Genomic DNA, 24,287 nt, shown 5'->3' with positions numbered 1-24,287 from the left:
TCCCCGCTCAATGGCGGAACATCCACCTGAACTTTTGACCAAGCCTCAGGCTCGGACCTATTACGGCCTTGCTCAGGGAGAGCGTCGCCGTCTCAGAATTCGGATCAAGCAAAGAGCGTCCACAGGGCGTAAGGGGAAGATGCTCGATGACTGCTGAAACTCAGGTTCCAGATGTTTCCTTATTGCCGCTGTCCCAGGCGCTGTTGCTGCCCAGGATTGCAATCGAAAGCACCATGCCTGTGATTGATGGCGGTGAATTCGCCGTTAAGGCCGCAGTGGGCCAGCGGGTCACCGTGACCAGCAAGGTGTTCGCCGATGGCCACGACAAACTCGCCGTATTGATCCGCTGGCGCCCGCTGCAGGACGAAAGCTGGCACAGCGTGGTGATGGCGGATGTGGGCAACAACGGTTGGGAGGGCGCGTTTACCGTCACCGATCAGGGCCCTCACGAATACTGCATCGAAGCCTGGATCGATACCTTCGCCAGCTTTTGCTACGAGCTGCGCAAAAAGCAAGAGGCCGGTGTGCCGGTCAGCCTGGAGTTGCAGGAAGGCCGCAGCCTGGTGTTGCAGGCCGCGGAACGCAGTGACAACGAACTGCGCGATCGCTTGATGCTGCTGCACCACGAACTGTCCGGCCTGCTGGAAACCGAGCAGGTCGCACTGTTTCTGCACGAAGACAGTGCACATTTGATGACTCAGGCCGATCACCGCGCCTATTTGAGCATCAGTGCCGTATACCCGATCGATGTGGAGCGTGAAGCGGCGCAATTCGCCAGTTGGTACGAGCTGTTTCCGCGCTCGATCACTGATGATCCGGCCCGTCACGGCACCTTCAACGATGTGCACGCACGCCTGCCGATGATCCATGACATGGGCTTCGACGTGCTGTACTTCCCGCCGATCCACCCCATCGGCCGCAGCCACCGCAAGGGCAAGAACAATTCCCTCACCGCCGGCCCTGACGATCCGGGCAGCCCGTACGCCATTGGCAGTGAGGAGGGCGGCCACGAAGCCATCCACCCGCAACTGGGCAGTCGCGATGATTTCCGCCGCCTGGTCCAGGCTGCCGCCGATCATGGCCTGGAAATCGCCTTGGACTTTGCCATCCAGTGCTCCCAGGATCACCCGTGGCTCAAGCAGCATCCGGGTTGGTTCAACTGGCGTCCGGACGGGACGATCAAATACGCGGAAAACCCGCCGAAAAAGTACCAGGACATCGTTAACGTCGACTTCTATGCGGCGGACGCGATTCCCAGTCTCTGGACGGAGTTGCGCGACATCGTAGTGGGCTGGGTGGAAGAGGGCGTTAAGACCTTTCGCGTCGACAACCCCCACACCAAACCGCTGCCGTTCTGGCAATGGCTGATCAGCGATGTGCGTTCAAAGTACCCCGAGGTGATCTTCCTGGCTGAAGCCTTCACCACGCCTGCGATGATGGCGCGGCTGGGCAAGGTCGGTTATTCCCAGAGCTACACCTACTTCACCTGGCGCAATACCAAGGCTGAACTGAGCGAGTACTTCACTCAGTTGAACCAGTCGCCGTGGCGCGAGTGCTACCGGCCGAACTTCTTCGTCAATACGCCGGACATTAACCCAGCCTTCCTGCACGAGTCCGGCCGCCCAGGCTTTTTGATCCGGGCCGCGCTGGCGACCATGGGCTCGGGCCTGTGGGGCATGTATTCCGGTTTTGAATTGTGTGAATCAGCGCCGGTGCCGGGCAAAGAGGAATACCTGGACTCGGAGAAATATGAAATCCGCCCACGGGACTTCACCGCGCCCGGCAACATCATTGCCGAGATTGCCCAGCTCAACCGTATCCGCCGGCAAAATCCGGCGTTGCAGACGCATCTGGGGTTGAAGCTCTACACCGCCTGGAACGACAACATCCTGTACTTCGGCAAGCGCAGTGAGGATGGCAGTAACTTCATTCTGGTGGCGATCAACCTCGATCCATTCAACGCCCAGGAAGCGCATTTTGAGTTGCCGCTGTGGGAACTGGGGCTGCCGGATGATGCGCAGACCCAAGGCGAAGACCTGATGAACGGCCATCGCTGGACCTGGTATGGCAAGACCCAATGGACACGCCTTGATCCGCAGATGCCGTTTGGAATCTGGCGCATCACGGTTGCCTAAGTCTTGCGCAGATCCATTGTGGGAGGGGGCTTGCCCACTCCCACAACGATCGCATCGCGTCCGCAGAATTTAAGTCATTCAGGAGTTTCCAATGGCGAAGAAACCTAACCCTGCCACCTTTATCAAAGACCCGCTCTGGTACAAGGACGCGGTGATCTACCAGGTTCACGTCAAATCCTTTTTTGACTCCAACAACGACGGCATCGGTGACTTCCCCGGGCTGATCGCCAAGCTCGATTACATCGCCGACCTCGGCGTGAATACCATTTGGTTATTGCCGTTTTATCCCTCGCCTCGCCGCGATGACGGCTATGACATCGCCGAATACCGTGGCGTACACAGCGACTACGGCACCCTGGCCGACGCCAAGCGCTTTATCGCCGAGGCCCATAAGCGTGGATTGCGGGTGATTACTGAGCTGGTGATCAACCACACCTCCGACCAGCACCCGTGGTTCCAGCGTGCCCGCAAGGCCAAGCCTGGTTCGGCGGCGCGGGACTTCTATGTGTGGTCCGATGACGACCAGAAGTACGATGGCACGCGCATCATTTTCCTCGACACCGAGAAGTCCAACTGGACTTGGGACCCGGTCGCCGGCCAGTACTTCTGGCACCGTTTCTATTCTCACCAGCCCGACCTCAACTTCGACAACCCGCAGGTGATGAAGGCCGTGCTGTCGGTGATGCGTTACTGGCTGGACATGGGCATTGACGGCCTGCGCCTGGACGCCATCCCGTACTTGATCGAGCGCGACGGCACCAACAACGAGAACCTTCCCGAAACCCACGATGTGCTCAAGCAGATCCGCGCCGAAATCGACGCCAACTACCCGGACCGCATGTTGCTCGCCGAAGCCAACCAATGGCCGGAAGACACTCAGCTGTATTTCGGTGACAAAAAGGGCGACGACGGCGATGAATGCCACATGGCGTTCCACTTCCCGCTGATGCCGCGCATGTACATGGCCCTGGCCCAGGAAGATCGCTTCCCCATCACCGATATTCTGCGCCAGACCCCGGAGATTCCCGCCAACTGCCAATGGGCGATCTTCCTGCGCAACCACGATGAGTTGACCCTTGAAATGGTCACCGATAAAGAGCGCGATTACCTGTGGAATTACTACGCCGCAGATCGGCGCGCGCGCATCAACCTGGGGATTCGTCGCCGTCTGGCACCGTTGCTGGAGCGGGATCGCCGTCGCGTGGAATTGCTTAACAGCCTGCTGCTGTCGATGCCCGGTACGCCGACGTTGTATTACGGCGATGAAATCGGCATGGGCGATAACATCTACCTCGGCGACCGCGACGGTGTGCGCACGCCGATGCAGTGGTCCATCGACCGTAACGGCGGCTTCTCCCGCGCCGATCCGGCCAGCCTGGTGCTGCCGCCGATCATGGATCCGCTGTACGGCTACCAGTCGGTCAATGTCGAAACCCAGACTCAAGACCCGCACTCACTGCTCAACTGGAATCGGCGCATGTTGGCGGTGCGCAAGCAATCCAAGGCATTTGGTCGGGGCAGTTTGAAAATGCTCTCGCCGAGCAATCGCCGCATCCTGGCCTATACCCGTGAATACACCGGGGAAGACGGCCGTACGGAAATTATCCTGTGTGTGGCCAACGTGTCCCGCAGCGCCCAGGCGGCGGAATTGGACCTCTCTGCCTTCGCGGGAATGGTGCCGGTGGAGATGCTTGGCGGAAACGCTTTCCCGCCCATTGGCCAGTTGAATTTCCTGCTGACGCTGGCGCCCTACGGCTTCTATTGGTTTGTACTGGCGGCGGAAAACCAGATGCCCAGTTGGCATGTGGAACCGGCGCAGAGCATCCCTGACTTCACCACTCTGGTACTGAAAAAACGCATGGAAGAATTGCTCGAAGAACCTTGTCGCACCACCCTGGAGCAGACCTCGTTGCCGGCCTGGCTGCCCAAGCGGCGCTGGTTCGCCGGTAAGGACACCGCCATCGACAGCGTGAACATCGCTTACGGCGTGCGGTTTGGCGACCCGGAGCATCCGGTGTTGCTCAGTGAAATTGACGTCACCAGCGGCGGCCAAGTCAGTCGCTATCAACTGCCCTTTGGCTTCCTGGGTGAAGACCAGTTCACCAGTGCCTTGCCGCAACAATTGGCCCTGGCTCGTGTGCGGCGTACGCGGCAGGTGGGGCTGGTCACCGATGCCTTCAGCCTGGAGCACTTCATCCGCGCGGTGATCCAGGGTCTGCAGGCGGGTACGGTGCTCACTTCCAGCGAAGGCGATTTACGTTTTGAAGCTACGCCGCACCTGGCCCCGCTGCAACTGACGGACGACGCCCAAGTACGCTACTTGTCCGCCGAGCAGTCCAACAGTTCGGTGGTAGTGGGCGAGAGCCTGGTGCTCAAGTTGATCCGCAAAGTCAGCGCCGGCGTACACCCGGAGCTGGAAATGAGCGCCTACCTCACCGCTGCCGATTACCCGAATATCTCGCCGCTGCTGGGCTCGATGATTCGTCGCGACGCCGATGGCCAGGACAACCTGCTGATGATTGCCCAGGGTTACTTGAGCAATCAGGGCGACGCCTGGAGCTGGACCCAGAACAATCTGGAACGCGCGATTCGCGATGAACTGGCGCAGGCCATTTCCGAGCAGGAACAGCACTACAACGCCTTGGGTGAACTGGCGGACTTTGCCGGGTTGCTCGGCCAGCGCTTGGGGGAAATGCACCTGGTGCTAGGCGCGAAGACTGACAACAAGGACTTCAAACCCGAAGTCACTACGGCCAAGGACACTCAGGCCTGGGCCAAGGACGTGGGCGCACAGCTTGACCGCGCGCTGCAATTGCTCAAGTTGCATCAACACACATTGAACCCGGCGGATCAGGCACTGGTCAGTGACTTGCTGGCGCAGAAAAAAGCCATCGGCGCCCATGTCCAGGCGTTGGCGAAAGCCACGTTGGGCGGGCTGCGTATTCGGGTTCACGGTGATTTACACCTGGGCCAGGTACTGGTGGTGAAGGGCGATGCTTACCTGATCGACTTTGAAGGCGAGCCAGCCAGGCCATTGCATGAGCGGCGTGGCAAGCACAGCCCGTATAAAGATGTGAGCGGCGTACTGCGCTCGTTTGATTACGCGGCGGCCATGGCCTTGAATGTGCAAGGTGTGGATCATTCGCCGCAAGCCGATCTGGCCCGCAGGCGCGTGACCGATCGCTATCTGAATGAAGCACGCGAGGCATTTATCCAGGCTTATCAGACAGCTACGTCTACACTGGCGCATGACTGGCAGGATGCCAAAGGCCAGGACGCCGCGCTGACCTTGTTCAGCCTGGAGAAGGCCGCGTACGAAGTGGCTTACGAAGCGGAGAATCGCCCGACCTGGCTACCGGTGCCCCTGCAAGGGCTGCACGGGTTGCTCAGCGGGCTAGCACCTCTATCTAAAACTGCACGCGGTGGGGAGACGTCATGAATTACACGCATAAAGAACCGCTGCAGCCCAAGTTGACTGCCATGCCGGCGTCCAAGGACGTCGAAGCGCTGGTGCGCGCCGAGCACCATGACCCGTTCTCGATCCTCGGGCCACATGATGACGAGCAGGGTGGGCAATTTATCCGCGCATTCCTGCCGGAAGCTCTGAGCGTCCAGGTGTTGGCGCAGGACAGTGGCGAGCCGATCGGCAGCCTGGACGCGACCCAGGTGCCGGGCTTGTTTGTCGGGCACTTCACCACGCGCCAGGCCTACCTGCTGAAGATCCAGTGGGCCGGCGGTGAGCAAATTACCGAAGACCCCTACAGTTTCAGCCAGTTGTTGCTGGGCGAAATGGACCTGTACCTGTTTGCCGAAGGCAACCATCGCGATCTCAGCAGCTGCCTGGGTGCACAGGTGACCAGCGTCGATGGCGTGCAGGGCGTGCGCTTTGCCGTGTGGGCGCCGAATGCGCGGCGGGTGTCGGTGGTGGGCGATTTCAATATCTGGGACGGTCGCCGCCATCCGATGCGCCTGCGCCATCCTTCGGGCGTATGGGAGTTGTTTATCCCGCGTCTGCAACCGGGTGCGGCCTACAAGTACGAGATCCTGGGTGCCAATGGGATTTTGCCGCTCAAGGCTGACCCCATGGCATTAGCCACTCAACTGCCGCCGGACACTGCGTCGAAAGTCGCTCCGCCGTTGCAGGTGGATTGGCAGGACCATGAGTGGATGCAGTCGCGCAGCGAAAAGCAGAAATCCTCCGCACCGCTGTCGATCTATGAGTTGCACGTGGGCTCCTGGCAATGCGAGCTGGACGAGGCCGGCGAAGTCGCCCGCCAATACGGCTGGCGTGAACTGACGGAACGGCTGATCCCGTACGTGCAGCAACTGGGTTTCACCCATATCGAACTGATGCCGATCATGGAGCACCCGTTTGGTGGCTCCTGGGGCTATCAAGCGTTGTCGCAGTTCGCCACGAGTGCGCGCTTTGGCTCGCCGGAAGATTTCGCCTATTTCGTCAATGCGCTGCACCAGGCCGATATCGGCGTGATCCTTGACTGGGTACCGGCGCATTTCCCCACCGATACCCACGGACTGGCACAGTTTGACGGCACGGCGCTGTACGAATACGCCAACCCGCTGGAAGGTTTCCACCAGGATTGGGACACGCTGATCTACAACTTGGGCCGCACCGAAGTTCACGGCTTTATGCTGGCGTCGGCCCTGCATTGGCTTAAACACTTCCATATCGACGGGCTGCGTGTGGATGCGGTGGCGTCGATGCTGTACCGCGATTACTCGCGCAAGGCTGGTGAATGGGTGCCCAACCGCCACGGCGGTCGTGAGAACCTGGAAGCCATCGACTTCCTGCGTCACCTGAACGACGTAGTGGCCTTGGAAGCTCCCGGCGCGTTGGTGATCGCCGAGGAATCCACCGCCTGGCCCGGTGTGAGCCAGCCGACCCAACAGGGCGGCCTGGGCTTCAACTACAAGTGGAACATGGGCTGGATGCACGATTCCCTGCATTACATCCAGCAAGACCCGGTGTATCGCGCCCATCACCACAACGAGCTGAGCTTTGGCCTGGTGTATGCCTGGTCCGAGCGTTTTATCCTGCCGATTTCCCACGATGAGGTGGTGCACGGCAAGCACTCGTTGATCGACAAGATGCCCGGCGACCGCTGGCAGAAATTTGCCAACCTGCGTGCCTATCTGGCGTTCATGTGGATGCATCCCGGCAAGAAGCTGTTGTTCATGGGCTGCGAATTCGGCCAGTGGCGCGAGTGGAACCACGACCAGCAACTGGACTGGTACTTGTTGCAGTACGCCGAGCACAAAGGCGTGCAGAAGCTGGTCGGCGACTTGAACCGTCTGTACCGCGAAGAGCCGGCCCTGCACGAGCAGGACGATGCGCCGCAAGGTTTCCAATGGCTGATCGGCGATGACGCGATCAACAGTGTCTACGCGTGGCTGCGCTGGAGCAAAGACGGCAAGCCCGTGCTGGTGGTGGCTAACTTCACACCGGTGCCGCGCGAGTCCTATTCCGTTGGTGTGCCGTTTGCCGGGCGCTGGAGTGAGGTGATCAACAGTGATGCGGACATGTATGCCGGTTCCAACTTCGGTAATGGCGGCGAAGTCTTTACCCAGGATGAACCGCGCCATGGGCAACCGGTGTCGCTGTCGCTGAATTTGCCGCCGCTGGGGGTGTTGATTCTGCGACCTGAAGGGGGTTAACCGCTCTGCCGCGCGGGATTCAGTTGTCCGCGGTGCTGGCAGGGTGCCACAATGGCGCCTTTGTCATGGCAGTCGAATCAGGCGAATTTCATGAATGGCCTTGGGCGTGAGCAGGACCAGGATTGCGTTATAGAGGAGCAGGTGCGGACTGACCGTCTGCACCAGCTGTTCCGGCAGTCATTTGCCGCCATTTTGGGCAGTTACCTGGCGGCTACCATGCTCTGCTGGCTGTGTTGGGATCGCTTCGACCACGACGTTATGCTGGTCTGGATGCTGTTGCTCACAGCGTCGTCGCTGCTGCGAGTGAAGATGTTCATGGACTGGTTTCGCTGCCCCAACAGCGAGCGCACGCCGGCTCGCTGGGAGCGCCGCTACTGGGTCACTCTCGTGCTCTCTGCCGGTATCTGGGGCGCCGGTGCGTTAGCGGTGATGCCAGCGGATGATCGGTTGTCCCAGGTGCTGGTGATGCTGTTCACCGTGGGCATGTCGGTCAGCGCGGTGTCGTGTTACTCGGCCTATCGCTACATGACGCTGGCGTCTATCGGTCTGGTATTGCTGCCGTGCACCTTCTGGCTGCTGTTCCAGCCGGCTCCCATGCAGGTGGGTGTTGCCATCGCGGTGCTGGTGTTCACCACCTTTGTCGCCAGCGCCACGCGCAAATTGTCCGATGCGCTGGAAAAGGCGTTTCGCCTGACTCGGCAAATGGAAAGAGCCCACAACATTTCAACCCGTGCCGCACAGACCGATGAGCTGACCGGGCTGATGAACCGTCGTGCATTCTTCGAACATGCCCATTCGCTGTACGCACAATGCCGACACAACCAACAGCCGCTGTGCGCGCTGATGCTGGACATGGACCACTTCAAGCACATCAACGACACCTATGGACACCAGGCCGGCGACCAAGTGTTGCGCCAGATTGGAGGAGTGATCAGTGCGTCGTTTCGCAAGTCTGATGTGTATGGCCGTCTGGGCGGTGAGGAGTTTGCGGTATTGCTGCCCAATACCTCGCTGGAAACCGCACGGGGTATTGCCGAGCAGTTGATCAAGGCGATTTCCGGATTGCCGGCTGAACCGGTCACCGGGCTTTCGGCCAGCTTGGGCGTTGCTTCGGCCCATGCGCTGGACGGGGACTTGCATGGCCTGATGAACACCGCCGACAAGGCGCTGTACCGGGCCAAGGCCCTGGGCCGCAACCAAGTGGCCGTGGCGGAGTAGGGCGACGCTCAGTCCTTGAGTGTTGCCTTGATCAATACCTGCGAAAGTTGTTCGGCCGAGTAAGGCTTGGGCAGAAACTCGAAGCCTTCATAGCCGCTGTCTGCCAGCTCCTCGCTGTAACCCGAGGTCAACACCACCGGCAGGTCGGCACGACGCTGGCGTAGCAGCTTGGCCATGGCGACGCCGGTGATACCGGGCATCACGACGTCGGAGAAGATGACGTCAAAGGCCATTCCATCCTGGCCGGCCAAGCTCAGGGCTTGTTCGGCATCGGTCGCCCAGGCGGTCTGATAGCCCAAGTCTTCAAGGATTTGGCGGGCAAACCGGCCGACCTCCAGGTTGTCTTCCACGATCAGCACCCGACACTGGGTTGTGTCGTGGGGCATGGCGAGCGTTCCCTGAGGGCTTTGGGGCGGCACATCCTGTGCTTCGACCTGGGGCAAATACAGGGTAAATACGCTGCCTTGGCCGGGCGTGCTGGACACATCGATATTGCCCCCCGACTGTTTGGCGAACCCGAAGACCTGCGACAGACCCAGGCCGGTGCCTTTTCCGACGGCCTTGGTGGTAAAGAACGGCTCGAAAATCCGCTCCACGGTGTCGGCGGCAATACCCGGCCCGGTATCAGCCATGGAGATGGCGATATACGGTTGGCGTGACCCCGCATCGCCACGGATACGTGGCAGCGGCTTGCGCCCGACCACCCGTAGGCTCAGCGTGCCCTGGCCGCCCATGGCGTCCCGGGCATTGAGGGCGATGTTGATCAGCGCGGTTTCAAACTGGCTCGCGTCGATGCGGGCGAAACAGGCCTGTGACGGCATCTCGACCTGCACCTGAATGCGTGCACCGGTGACGCTTTCCAGCATCTCGCCAATGTTCTGTACCCGCTGGCCTACGTCGAAGACCTCCGGGTTGAGCGGTTGTCGACGGGCAAAGGCGAGCAACTGGCTGGTCAGCTTGCTGGCCCGCTCCACGGTATCCGAAACGGCGCTCATGTAGCGCTGGCGGCGCTCTTCCGACAGGCCTGGCTGCCGCAAAAAATCCACCGAGGAGCGAATGATCGTGAGCAGGTTGTTGAAGTCATGGGCGACGCCGCCGGTCAGCTGTCCGATGGCTTCGAGTTTCTGGGATTGGTGCAACGCGGCTTCGGCTTGGGCCAGCGCCTGCGTGCGTTCCTCCACCCGCTGTTCCAGGTAGGTGTTCAGCTCGGCATACGCTGCCAGACCTTCACGGACCTCGGCATCGGCGCGCACGCGTTCGATATGGGCCCAGGAGCGCTCGGTGACTTCCCTCAACAAGGCCAGGTCGTAGGGTGACCATGGGCGTGGGGATTTGTCGTGGACGGCCATCAATGCAGTCAGGCGTCCGTTCTTGATCAGAGGCATGCAGATAGTCGCAGTCACCCCCAGGGACTGGAAGGCCGCAGACTCTTCGGGTGGCAGCTCGCGCAGGTTGTCGCAGATCACCAGAGGCTCGCCAGCCCGCAGGCAGTTGACGGCCGCCTCGCCGAACGCTGCCAGGCTGTAGCGACCGACAATGCTCGGCGAGCCGGGCGCGGTCCAGTTGTCGCGAATGGTAAAGCCGTCTTCATCGGCGTCCATGTCGGCGTAGGCGCAATTGCTCACTTGCAGGTGTTCGGCGAGCAACTGGGTAGTGCGGGTCATGATGGCTTCGGCATCGGCCGCATTGACCACGGCGTTGCCAATGGCATCCAGCACTTCCAGGCGTCTGGCGAGAAACACCGTGGCAGTGGTTTCGGTCACGGTGTCGAGCAAGCCGACCACGTGGCCTTGGGGATCACGGATCGGGCTGTAGCAGAAAGTGAAGTAGGCTTGTTCCCGCGCCTGGCCGCGTTCAACCACGAGGGGAAAGTTTTCGATATAGGTGGCATGCCCCTGGAACGCCGCGTCGGCGATATGGCTGACGTCAGCCCACACCTCGCGCCATATGTCACTGAACGGTCTACCCAAGGCATAGGGCTTATTGCCCAGTATCGGAATAAAGGCGTCGTTGTAGATCGTGATCAACTGGGGCCCCCAGACAATGGCCTGGGGAAAGCTCGACGCGAAACACAGCGCGACGGTGGTCTTCAGAACGTCCGGCCATTGCTCCAGCGGACCGAGAGGCGTGTTGGCCCAATCATGCTGAATTACCCGTTCAGCCATGTCGCTGCTGCTTTGCAGCCAATTCATCATTGGGGGAACACCTTGTTATCGAGAGTCTTCAGCGCGCCTTTCAGTGGGTGGCGCAAAGCTACAGACCCGGTTGAACGCTGCCAGTTCAGCGCAATTATCCGATAGATGGCGTTTTGATGCTTTACTCATTTGAGTCGTTTGGATCCGCCGAGGTTGGGCGCTTGCCCAACCTTCATTGCGTGCCGAACAAACCGGTCCAGTAAATGCCCGCATCACTCTTCGGGTCCATGGCGTAGGCCGCGCCCAGTTCTCGAAATTGCGGGTTCATCAGGTTGGCACAATGACCGGGGCTGGCGAGCCAGCCATCGACCACCTTGCGCGGGGTGTCCAGGCCGGCGGCGATGTTTTCGCCGATGTTTTTGGCGATGTAACCGGCCAGCTCGGCGCGGTCGCCGGGCGTGCGGCCGTCGTGGTCCAGATGGTCGAAGAAATTGCCGTTGGCCATGTTGCGCGTGTGGCTGTTGGCGGCGCTGGCCAGGGTGTCGTTCCACGACAACGGGGTGGTCGCGGTAAATGCCTGGGTGCCGCATTGGCGAGGTTGTGTACGGGCGGCGTTGATCAAGTCCAGCAGTTTCCGGCCTTCAGTCTGCCAATCCCCCAGGCCGCTGGACAGTAAGGGCCGGGCCAGCACGATGCGCCAGTCCTGACCGCTGTTGCTCACGCCGATGTCGATAAATTGCGGATCCAGCACCACCCGGCAGAAGCTCTCGCGCACCGCCTTCATCGCGGACTGAGCATCCTTGGGACCGGACAGGCTGATGGCCTGCACGTTCACCATCGGATACGCGGCCCGGGCCAGCGCCTGCTGAAGGTCGCCGACGTTAGTGGCCGGCAGCACCAGCCGTGTGTCGCTCGCCAGTGGCGGCAGTTCCTGGGAACCCTGGTCACCGCAGCGCTGCACTTGGCTGCGGTACTCGTTGATCTGTTGCACCAGCTGACTTTCTTCATTCGCCATCGCGCTGGCGCAGAACACCGTACTGGCGGCCAGCGTCGTAAGACCCATCATCAATGACAGAACGCGCATGGACGTTACCCTTGAGCTTGAAAGTGCCCATGATGCGCGATGTAACCCCATCTGGCGCAACGCCTTTTTTGTTTTTTTGCCTCAGTGGGGGTTATGAAGGCCGTTCACGGCGCGGTTGCGGCCCGATGCCATCACCGCGGCCAGGAGGATCAAGCCGCACGCGACGGCGAAGGTTGCGTGCAGGCCATTCGCCAGTGATTGTGGGGTGGCGTGGGTTATATCGGGTGCAGTCCAGGCGAATACGGCGCTGAGTGCCCAAGCACCGACAATCAGGCCGAGGTTGCGCGACAGGTTCAATAGGCCCGAGACCGTGCCGCGCCGAATCGCAGCGACATTGCGCATCACGGCGGTATTGTTCGCCGCCTGGAAGAGGCTGTAGCCCGCCGTCAAAACAATCAGCGCGCCCAGGTAGGTGAACAACTCCGAAGCCAACGTCAGCAGCAGGGCACCGCACAGCAGAATGCCGAGCCCGCTGCAGGTCATGCGTTGGCTGCCCAGGCGGTCGGTCAGGCGGCCCGCCGGTATGCCGGTGATTGCTGCGACACAGGGCCCGACCGCCATGGCCAGGCCCATCGAGGCTGGGTCGAGCCCCAAACCACGGGACAGGTAAAACGGCCCGACAACAAAGGTGGCCATGATCACCGCCGCTACCAGCGCGCTCATCGCCAAGCCCGTGCGCAATGACGAATCCTTTAACAACGCCCAGATACCCAGGTCGCTGGATGCCGGCGTGTGTCGCTGATCCACCGGCAGAAAACGCCAGGCAAGGGCGACGGCCAGCAGGCCCAGCGGCACGCCCACCAGAAACAATGCACGCCAGCCCCACAGGCTCAGCAATACGCCTCCGACGCTGGGGCCCATAGCGGTTCCGACCGCCGACATGGTGCCCAGCAAACCCATCACCCGGCCGGTGCGGCCCTGGGGCACGGTATCGCCGACCATGCCCAAGGCCATGGCCATCATGATGGCTGCACCAAGGCCTTGCAGGCTGCGCGCGGCAATCAGCGCGTTGAGCGAGGACGCGCCGCCGCACAGCCCGCAGGCCAGGCTGAACAGCAGCAAGCCGCCTATTAGCAACCGACGTCGCCCCAGGCGATCACCCAGGCGGCCGGCGCTGAGGATCACCGCCGTGATCGCCAGCAGATACGCCAGCACCACCCACTGCACGGCGTGGAAGGATGCGTCGAACGCCTGCGTCAGGCTGGGCAGGCCCACATTGGCGATGCTGGTGCCGAGCGAGGCCAGCAGCATGGACAGCGACAGGCTGATGAGGCTGCCGCGCGGGGACGTAGACATGGGCAATTCCTTGAATGAAGGCAACTGTCACAAATCTACGGCGTCGCCTAACATGGCGGAAGACGCAGGAGTTGCAGTGAATACCTGCACCAAACGCCTGATGAGAGCCTCTTATGCCTGATCTGAATTTGCTGATCACCCTGGATGTGCTGCTCGCCGAAGGCAGCGTCGCCGGCGCGGCCAAGCGCCTGGGTTTGAGCCCCTCGGCCATGAGTCGCGCCTTGGCCCGCCTGCGTGAAACCACCGGCGACCCCTTGCTGGTGCGCGCCGGTCGCGGCCTGGTGCCCACGCCACGGGCGGTGGAGCTGCGTGAACAGGTCAGTGATTTGGTTCAGGCTGCCCACGCGGCGCTGCGGCCTGCGCAGTCTGTGGACATGGCGGTGGTGGCGCGTACCTTCACCTTGCGCACTAGTGAAGAGTTCGTCGAAAACTTTGGCCCGGCGCTGCTGGCACGCATCGCCCGAGAGGCGCCCGGCGTGCGCCTGCGTTTTATCAATAAAAACGACAAGGACAGCACGATGCTGCGCGACGGCAGTGTCTATCTGGAAACCGGCGTAGTCGATCCCACCGCCAGCCCTGAAGTGCTGACCCAAGCGTTGTTCCGCGACCGCTTGATTGGCGTAGTGCGCAACGGCCATCCCCTGAGCCGCGGTGAAATCAGCGTCGCGCGTTATGCCGAGGGCCAGCACGTCTATGTCTCGCGGCGTGGGCAGGCGCGCGGTCAGATCGACGATGCGCTTGAAACCTTGGGCTTCACGCGGCAGATCACCAGCATCGTCGCGGGTTTCTCCACTGCCATCTCCCTGGCCCGCGACACCGACCTGATCGCCAGTGTGCCGGAACGCTACACCGCCCACCGTCGCGACCTGTTTTGCTTTGCTCTGCCGCTCACGTTGCCGACCTTTACTGTTGCGATGCTCTGGCACCCACGGCTGGACGCGGACTTGGCGCACCGCTGGCTGCGCGGGTGCCTGCGTGAGGTCTGCGGGCAATAGACCGTGCGCAACAGGTACAATCCCCGCTGCCTAGACGTGAACCCCCAGGAATTTGCATGTTCAGCCTTACCCGCTACACCACACCATGCCCCGAGCCCATCAATGGCCAGATCCTGCAGATGGTGGTAGACAACCTCACTGACATCAGCAGCGTCGCGTTGCCGCCGAGCAACCTGCTCTACAACATCTACCAGTATGCGGTTGGCTTTGAAGTGCACCTTTACCTGCAGGCGCTGAATGGGGAGAAGGGCATTGACGTCGAACTGATCGTGGCTACCGACGCCGAGGACTCGGAGACCGTCATCGGTTTTTTGCTCTGCTTGCCGGTGAAGGATGATCCCGAAGCCTGTGGCATTGCCTTCATGGCTGTAAAAGCCGGTTTGCGCCGCCAGGGCGTGGCACGGGGGATGATGCAAGACGTGCTGGCGCGCTATCCCCATGCCGAATTGGCGTGTGCCGTGGAAAAGGTGCCTGCGTTCGAAGCCCTCGGCTTTCAAGTACGCGCCGCACGTGGCACCCAGGTGCTGATGAACACTCGCGACTACGGCACGGATGGCCTGATGGGCGTGCTGGACGTAGCCGCGATCTATAGCTCCCTCGAAGTGCGGCAGATCCATACCTACCTGCTGCAAAAACACGGCAAGCGGGCGATGGTCGACGCGGAGAAGCAGCGGGATCGGCATCTTGACCAATTGACGCGCAAAGTCCGGTTGTTCGTGCAGGAGCGGGGCTGAAACAGAGCGCCAACCACCGATCCCCTGTAGGCGCTCCCGAGCTTTAGCGAGGCAGCGATTGCAGTGGGTCAGGCGACAAAACAGGCGCGCGGTTAACCATCGCCAATAGGATCGCCAACAATTCGTGCTGGGCTTCTTCTCGGCTGATTTCGCCGTCGGCCGCTGCGTGGGACAAGGCTTCCGCCGCGCCCAGCATGGCCCGCAGGCCGGCTTGTGACAGCGTGCCGTTGAGGGCGAAGGGCGCCAGGGCGTCACGGCATTTGTCGAGAAAAATGGCCTCGTATTTGCGCTTCAGCGCTTCCAGCTCCGGTGAACCGCTCAACGCGGCGGTCACGCCCGGAATTTCCCGGCCCTGCAATAACACGCAGTCCACGTAGGACGCGGCGATGACCCAGGCGCGGTCTTGCAGGGTTGCACTGCTGGCCTCGATGGCATCGGCGAAGGCTTGGTTCTGACGCCCGTCGAAGTCTTCATACAGCGCGGCCAACAACCCCGCACGGGTGACGAAATGGTCGTAGACCACCGGTTTGGTCACGCCCGCCAGTTCCGCCAGGCGGCCCAGGGTCAGGGCGTCGGTGCCTTCCTCGCGCACCAGTTGCCAGGCCACTTCCAACAATTGATGCAGGCGATCCTCACGGGACAAACGACGACGTGGGGCAGGGGATTCATTGCTTGACATGCTTATATACCAAAAGTAACTTATTTGAATTAACTTACCAAAAGTAACTAAGCCCAGCCTAAACCGAAAGAGAGTCAATGTCATGCACGCACTGATCGTTGTTGCTCATCACGACCCACAATCCCTCACCCACAGCATCGCCACGCAAGTCGCCGCAGGCCTCAGCAGTTGCGGCCACACCTACGAAATCGCCGACCTCGCCGCCGAAGGTTTCGACCCGCGCTACACCGCCGCCGACCACCGCGTACACCGTAACCACGCCACGCCACCGGCCGATGTGCTCGCTGAACAGGCGCGGCTCGACCGCGCCGACGCCTTGGTGCTCGCTTTCCCTATCTACTGGTGGTCGCTGCCGGGGCTGCTCAAGGGGTGGGTCGATCGGGTGTTCGTCAATGGCTGGGCGATCGACTATGGCCCGGATACCCCAGTGGTGAAAAAACTGCGGCATTTGCAGGTGCACCTGTTGGCCCTCGGCGCTGCGGATGCCGGCGCGTTTGACCGCCACGGCTATGCCACGGCGATGCGCACGCAGATCGACTACGGCATCTTTGATTACTGTGGGGCGAAGGTGGTGACGTCCGAGTTGTTGCTGGACTCGGAAGGCGGCGCGGCCGAGGCGCATCTGAAAACGGCAAAGGCCGTCGGGCAGCGGCTGTTCGAAGCCGAGACAGTCGCCGGTTGAGTCAACCTTCGCGAAACAGGTCGTGGGCATCCAGCAAGCGGTAGGCGATTTCAGGGCGTTTCTCAAGGCCTCGGCGAATCGCCGCCGGGATCGATTGCCGAGTCTTGCGGCACATGCCCGGTAGTTCGTCGATAACGATCTGGATCCCGCGCATGCTTTTGACCTCGGTGTGTCCCGGCGCGATATGCACGCGAATGCCCAATTGCTGGTACATCAGCTGTTGCATGCGCTCCAGGTCTTGCAGGCTCTTGAGGTCTTCGAGGCGGTCGAGCAGTCGTTTTTCTTCCTGGCGCGTGAGGTTGAGGATGCGCAGGTCGGCGCCGGGGGCTTCAAGCAATTGCTCGCGGTCGCAGACACAGGCGCCGGGTGGGCAGGGTTGGCGAATTGTCATGTGCATTCCCTCCCCATTTCGGCGCCGCTGACTCAGTAGCTCAGCGCGACCCCAAGACTGCCCAGGGCCTTCCAGTACTCAGGATAGGTCTTGGCCACGCAGTCCGGATCCTGGATGCGGATACCCGACACTTTCAAACCAGCCAGGGCAAAGCACATGGCGATGCGGTGGTCGGCGTGGGTGTCGATGAGCGCGTTGCACGATGTACCGGCCAGTCCAGGATCAGCGGCCACCAGCAGGTCATCGCCTTCGATGGTCGCCAGGCCCGGACGGATTTCATTGAGGCCGTCATGCAGTGCCTGCACGCGATCACATTCCTTGACCCGAAGGTTGGCCAGCTCTGTGAAGCGCACCGGGGTGTTGTTGAACGCGGCCAGCACGGCCAGCGTCGGGATCGCGTCCTGCATCTGCGAGCCGACCACGGTGGCCTGCATGTTCGGGAACTGGGCGATCACGGCCTGGGCCTTGGCGTCCGGTTGGGTGAAGTCCTGCGCGGCCACGCCGATGTCGATACGGCCACCGGTCAACACTTCAGCAGCCCACAGGTACGTGGCAGCGGACGCGTCGGGTTCGATCAAGTAGTCATGGGCGGTGTAGCCAGTGGGGGCTACACGCCAGGTGGTGTCGTTGACCTCATCAACCTGCGCCCCGAAGGCACGCATGCAGTCCAGGGTCAGGTCCACGTAGCCACGGGCGCCGATGTCCTTGCCGGTCAACGCCACCTCAATCGGAGCTTCACCGCACGCGGCCAGCATCAACAGGGCCGAGACATATTGGCTGGACAAACCGCCGTCGATCTCAAAACGCTTGGCCTGGACCTTGCCCACGCCGTGCACGGTCACCGGTGGGCAACCGGTCGGGCTGTCGACCTGGATGCCGTTCTCGCTGAGGGTGGTCAGCAGCGGGCCGATCGGGCGCTTCTGCATATAGTGGTCGCCGTCCAGCACCACGGCGCCTTCGACGGTGGCGACGGCGGCGGTGAGAAAGCGCATCGCCGTGCCGGCATTGCCCAGGAACAGCGGTTGCGCAGGCAATTGAAGCTTGCCGCTGCCTGTGACGACAAAGGTGGTGTCATCCGGCTCATCGATGGTGACGCCCATTTGGCGCAGGGCCACCGACATGTGGCGGGTGTCGTCGCTTTTCAGCGCGCCACTGAGGCGGCTGGTGCCCTTGGCCAGGGCGGCCAGCAGCAGGGCGCGGTTGGTAATGGACTTGGAGCCGGGCGGTGCGACCTTGCCGTTCAGGGGGAAGTTGGGCGGTGTAACGGTCACGGTTTTCTGCGAACTCAAGGTACAAGGCTCCTGATCAAGGCAAGGTGGGACGGAGTGGCCGACGGGCGGACCCGAATAATCGGCCAAAGGTGCAGTGCTTGTCGAGGTTTAGCGCCGGCTCAACCAGTAATCATGCAGGGCCCGCGCGGCCGGTTCGATCTCGCTGACGCGTTGCTGGTGAGCCTGCACATCCAGGTCGGCCGGCAACTCGAAGTTGTCCTGCTCGGCGCACCAGGAGATTTTCTCCAACTGCGCGGCCTGTTCGGCAGGCAGTTGCGGCCAGTTGCCGATGGCTGCGCCTCGGATATAGCCAAAGCACCATTCTTCCGCGAGGGTTACGGTTTGGCCTTGATGTTCGGTGTCGTCGAAGCGTGCTTTGAAGCCTTGTGCGTCGGTCGCCAGTTGGGCGGCCAGGGTGTTGCTGTGACGTACGCACAACTCCAGAAAGCGCTGGGCGTCGTCCATGCTGTCCCATTCAGGGTTCTGACCACCCCAGATTGCCGGGAACCACTCGGCTACATCCACCTGTGCCGGGCTGGACACCAATGCGGTGAAGTAACCGTCGAGCTCCGCCAGGTTCAGCACCGAATGGTCATCGCCGTACTTGAGCAGGGTTTCTTCGATGAAGTCGAAATCGGCGGGGGCAAGGGGTTGGGCGTGCATGGCATTTCCTTAAAACGTCGAGCGCCGCACAGAAGGCGGCTTAAAGCGCCAAGGATGGCGCCTGGCAGGGTTTTTTGCCAGTCCCGCTTTTGGCCGATGCGCCGTGGTGGACCCTTGTTATAGTTCGGGCCTTATCACTCGCCAGTCAGGGATCACTGCCATGTCCGAATACCAAGCGTTCGTCGTCGAAGTCACTGGCAACGTTGCCCATGTGCAGATCAACCGCCCGGAAAAGATCAACGCGATGAACGCGGTGTTCTGGACCGAGATCATCGACATTTTCCAATGGGTCGAAGACACCGACGCCGTGCGTGCCGTGGTGCTCAGCGGCGCCGGCAAGCATTTCTCGTCCGGTATCGACCTGATGATGTTGGCCTCCGTGGCCAACGCCTTTGGCAAGGACGTGGGCCGCAACGCGCGGCTGCTGCGCCGCAAAATCCTGGAGCTGCAAGCCTCGTTCAACGCGGTCGACAACTGCCGCAAGCCGGTATTGGCGGCGATCCACGGCTATTGCATCGGCGGCGCCATCGACCTGATCAGCGCCTGCGACATGCGCTACGCGGCTGAAGACGCACAGTTTTCCATCAAGGAAATCGACATCGGCATGGCTGCCGACGTCGGCACCCTGCAACGCCTGCCACGCATCATCGGTGACGGCATGCTGCGTGAGCTGGCCTATACCGGTCGCCAATTCGGTGCCGAGGAAGCGCGCAGCATTGGCCTGGTGAACCGCGTTTATCCCGATCACGAGCAACTGCTGGCCGGCGTACTGGAAATCGCCCATCAGATCGCCGCCAAGTCGCCGATTGCTGTGACCGGCACCAAGGCCATGATCAGTTATATGCGTGACCATACGGTCAATGATGGTCTCGAATACGTTGCCACCTGGAACTCGGCTATGTTGCAATCCAACGACCTGCGCGTGGCCATCGCGGCCCATATGAGTAAGCAGAAACCCGAATTCGTGGATTGACTGACATGACCCAAGGCTGGATTACCACAACGTTGCTGGACAACGACACTCCCGGCGGCTGGGCCGTCGCCCGCAGCCGCGACGGCTTTTTACATGACACCAATGGCCCGCTGTTCCCTCGGGAATGGCTCAAGCGCCAGGACTTGTCGGTGTTCGCCGAGCACGGTATCGGACACCTCGACGGGGAGCCGGTGTACTTGCTGGAACTGAACTCCGCCGCTGACGTGCCGGGCTGCGGCTGGCAAGGCCTGCGCGGCTTTATGCTGCAAGGCGATCACACCCTGTACAAAGTGCTCGGATACGCCGCCCAGATCGGCACCTGGGCGCGGGAGCATCGTTTTTGCGGCAGTTGCGGCCAGGCCATGGTCCAGGTGCCGCGGGAGCGAGCGATGTTCTGCCAGGCCTGCGACCTGCGCAGTTACCCGCGGATCTCGCCGAGCATGATCGTGCTGGTGACCCGCGGCGACGAGATTCTGTTGGCGCGTTCACCGCGTTTTGTCACTGGCGTGTACAGCACGCTGGCGGGGTTTGCCGAGCCGGGCGAGTCGGCCGAGGACTGCCTGATTCGCGAGGTGCGCGAGGAAGTGCAGGTGGAGGTCAAGAACATTCAGTACATGGGCAGCCAGTGCTGGCCGTTCCCCCATTCGATGATGCTGGGCTTTCACGCCGAGTACGCCGGTGGCGATATCGTGCCCCAGGCTGACGAGATCGAGGACGCGCAGTGGTTCAACATCCACGATCTGCCGCCGTTGCCCGCTTCACGTTCGATTGCGCGCTACCTGATCGACCTCTACCTGGCCCGTCGCTTAGGCCACGCTGAACCAGTGCTGCCAGGCTAGGCGCACCGTCAGGCCCAGGACTACGGTGATAAACACCGGGCGAATGAATTTGGCGCCGCCGCTGATTGCGCTGCGTGCGCCAAAGAATGCGCCACACATCACCGACACGCCCATCGCCAGCCCGACTATCCAGTCCACTGACCCGTTGAAGATAAACACCGACAGCGCTGCCGCGTTGCTGACGAAGTTCATGCTGCGCGCTACGCCGCTGGCCTTCACCAGGTCAATGGGGTGCAGCAACATGGTGCTGACCGTCCAGAACGCGCCGGTACCGGGGCCGGCCACGCCATCGTAGAAACCCAGGCCGAAGCCTTGGGTGGACTGCCATTTCTTCTTGATCGGCGCGTCGTTATCCAGCGCTGCCTTGGGCGTTCCGCCAAACAGTAGGTACAGGCCGCAACCGAAGACGATCACCGGGAGCATTTTGTTCAGGGTTTCGGCGGGCAGGTAGTGGGCGACGACCGCGCCGGTCAATGCACCGATCAATGTGCCGACGATGGCATGAACCCACTGGCGTGGGTGGAACAGCTTGCGGCGGTAGAAGGTAAAGCTGGCGGTGGCGGAACCGAAGGTGGAGCTGAGCTTGTTGGTGCCCAATACCAAGTGCGGTGGCATGCCTGCGGTGAGCAGGGCGGGCGTGGTCAGCAGGCCGCCGCCACCGGCGATGGCGTCGATGAAACCGGCGACAAAGGCCACGACGGCGAGAATGGCGAGGGTGGTGAGGTCTACGCTAAGTTCGAAAGGCATTGGGCAGGGCTTATGGTTGGCAGTGCGCAGCAAAGCGCTGTGCGAAGGGCCGCCATCTTACCTCCCAGAGGGACGCAGAACCAAATGTGGGAGGGGGCTTGTCCCCGATTGCGGTGTGCCAGTCAGCTTATCTGTCACTGATGCACCGTCATCGGGGGCAAGCCCCCTCCCACATGTTTTACCGTGTCCGGTTGGCTATTTGTGGGTGCCCAACCACTCCAGCGCCGTGCGCCAGATGCAAATCCCCAGGAAATACGCCGACATCACCGACCACAACCCGAACGTCCACGGGTTGGTATTGGGATAATCCACCACCATCAAAAAGCTGCACAGCAACCAGATCGTGGTCACGGCGATATTGATAGGCATGAAGCGCTTGACCCGGAACGGGTGCAGGAACTTCATTGGCGTCACAGTCAGCAGGGCCAGGCCGATCACGGTCAGCAGCGTGACCCAGGCCTCCGGCTGGATGATGTATACGCACAGGGCAACCACGTTCCAGGCGGCGGGGAAACCGACGAAGTAGTTGTCCTTGCTCTTCATGTTGACGTTGCAGAAGCAGAACAGCGACGAGACCAGGATCACCGACACCGTGAACAGATGGGTGAATTCCGGCAGGTCGATGTAGCGGTAGATGAACAGTGCCGGAATGAACACATAGGTGAGGTAGTCGATCACCAGGTCCAGTACCGAGCCGTCAAAGCTGGGCAGTACCGTGCTGACATTCAACCGTCGCGCCAGGGAACCGTCGACGCCGTCCACCACCAGCGCCAGGCCCAGCCACAGCAGGCAGGCCTTGGGTGAGTTCTCCAGCAGCGCCAGAGTTGCCAAAAACGCCAGCACCACGCCGGTGGCAGTGAAGCCGTGGGCGCCCCAGGCTTTGATTCTGGCTACATGCAGGGTCGATATCACGGGCGGTTCTCCAAAGGGTGAAACGGGGCAGCCGACAACGTGACGCCGTCGAGTCTGGCCGGGGAATGCAGGTATCGACCGGGAAGGGGGTCATAAGGTTCACCGCCCGGCGTATCACTTAGCGTAGCAAGCGTAGGACGTTTCGGCATCAGCCTTGACGGAACACCAGGGCCTTGAGGCCACTTTGCGCGTCAATATCCGGAAATTCCGGCGGGTTTTCCAGGCGTTCTATATATCGCAGGCCTGGAGCCTCGCGGGTCACGCCGTCGATCAGGAAGTCTTCGCCAAAGGCCGGGTCGTTCATGCAGGCGAGCACCGTGCCCTGCGCCGTGAGCAAATCCGGCAGGCGGCGTAGTACTCGCTGGTAGTCCTTGGTCAGCAGGAAGCTGCCTTTCTGAAAGGACGGCGGGTCGATGATCACCAGGTCGTAGGGACCGCTGTTGGTGACCTTGGCCCAAGACTTGAACAAGTCGTGGCCCAAGAAGGTGACGTTGCTCAAGTCATGACCGTTCAGGCGATGGTTGTCACGGCCGCGGCTCAGGGCGCCACGGGCCATGTCGAGGTTAACCACGTGGTCGGCGCCGCCTTCGATGGCTGCCACTGAGAAACCGCAGGTATAGGCAAACAGATTGAGCACGCGCTGGCCCTTGGCTTGTTCGCGCACCCAGTTGCGACCGTAGCGCATGTCGAGGAATAGCCCACTGTTCTGCTTTTTGCCCAAGTCAATCAGGTAGCGCAGGCCGTCTTCGGTGATGGTCAATTCGTCGATGGCCTCGCCCACCAGCCATTCGGTGGTGCTTTGCGGCAGGTAGCGGTGTTGCAGCGCGACGGTGTGGGCGCCGAATCGAGCCCAGTCGAAGTCGATCAGCAGCTGTTGCAACGCCTGCAGGTGCGCCGGCTCGGGCTCCTTGAACAGCGCGACCAGAATAACCCCTTGCAGCCAGTCCACCGTCAACTGTTCCAGCCCAGGCCAGCAGCGGCCACGGCCATGGAAAAGGCGTCGGGTTTCAGCCGGAGCGCTGGCCAGGGCGGTAAGCAGGTGGGCGTGCAGAGTGGCAAGTGCGTCTGGGGTCATCGTTGAGCGTCGGTCGTTGAGCGGGCGGCATTTTAACCACAATTGAGGGTTTAAAAGGCAGCGATCAACGGTGGACCAAATGCCTCGCGGATAAAACCCGGGGCGATATACCGCTCGTAATGCGCTTCTGACAGCAGAAAAAACTCGCGGTCGATCGCATCGCGCAAATCCGCCAGGTGTCGCTCACGAAACTCCGGCAACAACGCCAACCCGTAAGCGTCCAGCTTGGAAATCACCCGCGCACCCCGGGCAATTAGCTGGTAAGCCCAGCAATACGGCGACTGATGCGGCATGAACCGAATCTTGCGGTCTTCGAGTTGCTGGCGCAGGCGCTGCGGATCGAACACTTCCAGCTTGCTGGTCATCACTTGCACCAGCAACTGCTCAAGGCGCAGCCATACCGCCTGCTTTTCCTCGGCGTTGTAGCCATTCCACTGGATCACTTCATGGTGATAACGCTTGCAGCCTCGGCAGACCAGGTCACCGTAAACGGTGGAGCACAGGCCGACGCACGGGGTTTTAATGGTTTGGTTGGGCATAAAAGGCAATTTGCAAAGTTTATGGAACACCGCGTTCCCAATGTAGGAGGGGGCTTGCTCCCGAATGCGGTGTATCAGTCAAAGGTGTTTTAACTGAGCCACTGCTATCGGGAGCAAGCCCCCTCCCACACATTGGATCTGTGCTGTTAATTAGTCCCAGCTCAGCGCGCCGCCAGTCTGATACTCGATCACACGGGTTTCGAAGAAGTTTTTCTCTTTCTTCAAGTCCATGATTTCGCTCATCCA

At 61.2% G+C, this 24,287-nt stretch carries 21 protein-coding genes; 9 read left to right on the top strand and 12 right to left on the bottom strand.

Annotated features, from left to right (window positions below):
* The first annotated feature begins 146 nt into the window (after positions 1–146).
* The 4 genes from BW43_RS14525 to BW43_RS14540 all read left to right on the top strand — a co-directional run bounded on the left by BW43_RS14525 (position 147) and on the right by BW43_RS14540 (position 9,026).
* Positions 147–2,135 (top strand): alpha-1,4-glucan--maltose-1-phosphate maltosyltransferase, encoded by a 1,989-nt coding sequence (locus BW43_RS14525; protein WP_032886851.1) that lies wholly within the window; start codon positions 147–149, stop codon positions 2,133–2,135.
* A gap of 91 nt (positions 2,136–2,226) precedes the next feature.
* On the top strand, positions 2,227–5,574 hold the full coding sequence (treS, locus tag BW43_RS14530; protein WP_032886850.1) for a maltose alpha-D-glucosyltransferase: 3,348 nt from the start codon (positions 2,227–2,229) through the stop codon (positions 5,572–5,574).
* On the top strand, positions 5,571–7,808 hold the full coding sequence (gene glgB / locus BW43_RS14535; protein WP_032886849.1) for a 1,4-alpha-glucan branching protein GlgB: 2,238 nt from the start codon (positions 5,571–5,573) through the stop codon (positions 7,806–7,808). Before treS ends, glgB begins: the two co-directional genes overlap by 4 nt.
* A gap of 51 nt (positions 7,809–7,859) precedes the next feature.
* Positions 7,860–9,026 (top strand): diguanylate cyclase, encoded by a 1,167-nt coding sequence (locus BW43_RS14540; RefSeq protein WP_032886848.1) that lies wholly within the window; start codon positions 7,860–7,862, stop codon positions 9,024–9,026.
* Between the two features lie 8 nt (positions 9,027–9,034).
* Here BW43_RS14540 and BW43_RS14545 read toward each other — a convergent pair whose 3' ends face one another.
* From BW43_RS14545 to BW43_RS14555, 3 genes are all read right to left on the bottom strand, one after another.
* On the bottom strand, positions 9,035–11,221 hold the full coding sequence (locus BW43_RS14545; RefSeq protein WP_032886846.1) for a GAF domain-containing protein: 2,187 nt from the start codon (positions 11,219–11,221) through the stop codon (positions 9,035–9,037).
* A 172-nt stretch (positions 11,222–11,393) separates the two neighbouring features.
* Positions 11,394–12,245, bottom strand: coding sequence for a CAP domain-containing protein (locus BW43_RS14550; RefSeq protein WP_032886845.1), 852 nt, complete (start codon positions 12,243–12,245; stop codon positions 11,394–11,396).
* Between the two features lie 81 nt (positions 12,246–12,326).
* The gene (locus BW43_RS14555) at positions 12,327–13,541 is read right to left on the bottom strand and encodes an MFS transporter (protein WP_032886843.1); all 1,215 of its coding nucleotides are present in this window, start codon (positions 13,539–13,541) and stop codon (positions 12,327–12,329) included.
* A 113-nt stretch (positions 13,542–13,654) separates the two neighbouring features.
* Here BW43_RS14555 and BW43_RS14560 point away from each other — a divergent pair, with 113 nt between their 5' ends.
* Together BW43_RS14560 and BW43_RS14565 are read left to right on the top strand one after the other, a co-directional pair.
* A complete protein-coding gene (locus tag BW43_RS14560; RefSeq protein WP_032886841.1) occupies positions 13,655–14,536 on the top strand; it encodes a LysR family transcriptional regulator in 882 nt (293 codons plus the stop codon).
* A 56-nt stretch (positions 14,537–14,592) separates the two neighbouring features.
* Positions 14,593–15,270, top strand: a complete 678-nt coding sequence (locus BW43_RS14565; RefSeq protein ID WP_032886840.1) for a GNAT family N-acetyltransferase — start codon at positions 14,593–14,595, stop codon at positions 15,268–15,270.
* Positions 15,271–15,313: 43 nt separating this feature from the next.
* Here the strand turns inward: BW43_RS14565 and BW43_RS14570 are convergent, their stop codons facing one another.
* Positions 15,314–15,949, bottom strand: a complete 636-nt coding sequence (locus BW43_RS14570; protein WP_050442831.1) for a TetR/AcrR family transcriptional regulator — start codon at positions 15,947–15,949, stop codon at positions 15,314–15,316.
* A gap of 82 nt (positions 15,950–16,031) precedes the next feature.
* Here BW43_RS14570 and BW43_RS14575 point away from each other — a divergent pair, with 82 nt between their 5' ends.
* Complete coding sequence (locus BW43_RS14575) at positions 16,032–16,631, top strand: NAD(P)H-dependent oxidoreductase (protein ID WP_032886839.1); 600 nt, start codon at positions 16,032–16,034, stop codon at positions 16,629–16,631.
* A gap of 1 nt (position 16,632) precedes the next feature.
* Here the strand turns inward: BW43_RS14575 and BW43_RS14580 are convergent, their stop codons facing one another.
* The 3 genes from BW43_RS14580 to BW43_RS14590 form a co-directional block, all read right to left on the bottom strand.
* Positions 16,633–17,022 carry a hypothetical protein gene (locus tag BW43_RS14580; RefSeq protein WP_032886837.1) on the bottom strand — a complete coding sequence of 130 codons (390 nt, stop codon included), beginning with the start codon at positions 17,020–17,022 and terminating at the stop codon, positions 16,633–16,635.
* A gap of 32 nt (positions 17,023–17,054) precedes the next feature.
* Positions 17,055–18,311 carry a 3-phosphoshikimate 1-carboxyvinyltransferase gene (locus tag BW43_RS14585; protein ID WP_032886836.1) on the bottom strand — a complete coding sequence of 419 codons (1,257 nt, stop codon included), beginning with the start codon at positions 18,309–18,311 and terminating at the stop codon, positions 17,055–17,057.
* Positions 18,312–18,401: 90 nt separating this feature from the next.
* On the bottom strand, positions 18,402–18,956 hold the full coding sequence (locus tag BW43_RS14590) for a UPF0149 family protein (protein ID WP_032886834.1): 555 nt from the start codon (positions 18,954–18,956) through the stop codon (positions 18,402–18,404).
* 160 nt (positions 18,957–19,116) lie between these two features.
* Here BW43_RS14590 and BW43_RS14595 point away from each other — a divergent pair, with 160 nt between their 5' ends.
* On the top strand, positions 19,117–19,929 hold the full coding sequence (locus tag BW43_RS14595; RefSeq protein WP_032886833.1) for a crotonase/enoyl-CoA hydratase family protein: 813 nt from the start codon (positions 19,117–19,119) through the stop codon (positions 19,927–19,929).
* Positions 19,930–19,934: 5 nt separating this feature from the next.
* Positions 19,935–20,768, top strand: a complete 834-nt coding sequence (nudC, locus tag BW43_RS14600; RefSeq protein ID WP_032886832.1) for an NAD(+) diphosphatase — start codon at positions 19,935–19,937, stop codon at positions 20,766–20,768.
* Here the strand turns inward: nudC and BW43_RS14605 are convergent.
* The 5 genes from BW43_RS14605 to BW43_RS29270 form a co-directional block, all read right to left on the bottom strand.
* Complete coding sequence (locus tag BW43_RS14605) at positions 20,736–21,515, bottom strand: TSUP family transporter (protein ID WP_032886830.1); 780 nt, start codon at positions 21,513–21,515, stop codon at positions 20,736–20,738. The two genes, nudC and BW43_RS14605, sit on opposite strands and share 33 nt — an antisense overlap.
* A 195-nt stretch (positions 21,516–21,710) precedes the next feature.
* Positions 21,711–22,427 (bottom strand): phosphatidylcholine synthase, encoded by a 717-nt coding sequence (gene pcsA, locus BW43_RS14610; RefSeq protein ID WP_032886829.1) that lies wholly within the window; start codon positions 22,425–22,427, stop codon positions 21,711–21,713.
* A gap of 148 nt (positions 22,428–22,575) precedes the next feature.
* The gene (locus BW43_RS14615) at positions 22,576–23,502 is read right to left on the bottom strand and encodes a class I SAM-dependent methyltransferase (RefSeq protein ID WP_032886827.1); all 927 of its coding nucleotides are present in this window, start codon (positions 23,500–23,502) and stop codon (positions 22,576–22,578) included.
* A 50-nt stretch (positions 23,503–23,552) separates the two neighbouring features.
* Complete coding sequence (locus tag BW43_RS14620) at positions 23,553–24,041, bottom strand: DUF1289 domain-containing protein (RefSeq protein ID WP_032886826.1); 489 nt, start codon at positions 24,039–24,041, stop codon at positions 23,553–23,555.
* A 150-nt stretch (positions 24,042–24,191) separates the two neighbouring features.
* A partial coding sequence (locus BW43_RS29270; protein ID WP_240462694.1) for a hypothetical protein occupies positions 24,192–24,287 on the bottom strand: 96 nt, incomplete at its 5' end.

The organism is Pseudomonas sp. RIT357 (assembly GCF_000632245.1).
GTDB classification, from domain to species: domain Bacteria; phylum Pseudomonadota; class Gammaproteobacteria; order Pseudomonadales; family Pseudomonadaceae; genus Aquipseudomonas; species Aquipseudomonas sivasensis.
This window is presented reverse-complemented; position numbering and strand designations above follow the sequence as displayed.

Bases quoted from the DNA above. Each gene is read 5' to 3' on its own strand.
- BW43_RS14595 (WP_032886833.1), top strand. From the start codon at position 19,117: ATGTCCGAATACCAAGCGTTCGTCGTCGAAGTCACTGGCAACGTTGCC.
- treS (WP_032886850.1), top strand. From the start codon at position 2,227: ATGGCGAAGAAACCTAACCCTGCCACCTTTATCAAAGACCCGCTCTGG.
- BW43_RS14570 (WP_050442831.1), bottom strand. From the start codon at position 15,949: ATGTCAAGCAATGAATCCCCTGCCCCACGTCGTCGTTTGTCCCGTGAG.
- glgB (WP_032886849.1), top strand. From the start codon at position 5,571: ATGAATTACACGCATAAAGAACCGCTGCAGCCCAAGTTGACTGCCATG.
- BW43_RS14620 (WP_032886826.1), bottom strand. From the start codon at position 24,041: ATGCCCAACCAAACCATTAAAACCCCGTGCGTCGGCCTGTGCTCCACC.
- BW43_RS14565 (WP_032886840.1), top strand. From the start codon at position 14,593: ATGTTCAGCCTTACCCGCTACACCACACCATGCCCCGAGCCCATCAAT.
- nudC (WP_032886832.1), top strand. From the start codon at position 19,935: ATGACCCAAGGCTGGATTACCACAACGTTGCTGGACAACGACACTCCC.
- BW43_RS14525 (WP_032886851.1), top strand. From the start codon at position 147: ATGACTGCTGAAACTCAGGTTCCAGATGTTTCCTTATTGCCGCTGTCC.
- BW43_RS14555 (WP_032886843.1), bottom strand. From the start codon at position 13,541: ATGTCTACGTCCCCGCGCGGCAGCCTCATCAGCCTGTCGCTGTCCATG.
- BW43_RS14590 (WP_032886834.1), bottom strand. From the start codon at position 18,956: ATGCACGCCCAACCCCTTGCCCCCGCCGATTTCGACTTCATCGAAGAA.
- BW43_RS14545 (WP_032886846.1), bottom strand. From the start codon at position 11,221: ATGATGAATTGGCTGCAAAGCAGCAGCGACATGGCTGAACGGGTAATT.
- BW43_RS14550 (WP_032886845.1), bottom strand. From the start codon at position 12,245: ATGCGCGTTCTGTCATTGATGATGGGTCTTACGACGCTGGCCGCCAGT.
- BW43_RS14560 (WP_032886841.1), top strand. From the start codon at position 13,655: ATGCCTGATCTGAATTTGCTGATCACCCTGGATGTGCTGCTCGCCGAA.
- BW43_RS14580 (WP_032886837.1), bottom strand. From the start codon at position 17,022: ATGACAATTCGCCAACCCTGCCCACCCGGCGCCTGTGTCTGCGACCGC.
- BW43_RS14575 (WP_032886839.1), top strand. From the start codon at position 16,032: ATGCACGCACTGATCGTTGTTGCTCATCACGACCCACAATCCCTCACC.
- BW43_RS14615 (WP_032886827.1), bottom strand. From the start codon at position 23,502: ATGACCCCAGACGCACTTGCCACTCTGCACGCCCACCTGCTTACCGCC.
- BW43_RS14540 (WP_032886848.1), top strand. From the start codon at position 7,860: ATGGCGCCTTTGTCATGGCAGTCGAATCAGGCGAATTTCATGAATGGC.
- BW43_RS14605 (WP_032886830.1), bottom strand. From the start codon at position 21,515: ATGCCTTTCGAACTTAGCGTAGACCTCACCACCCTCGCCATTCTCGCC.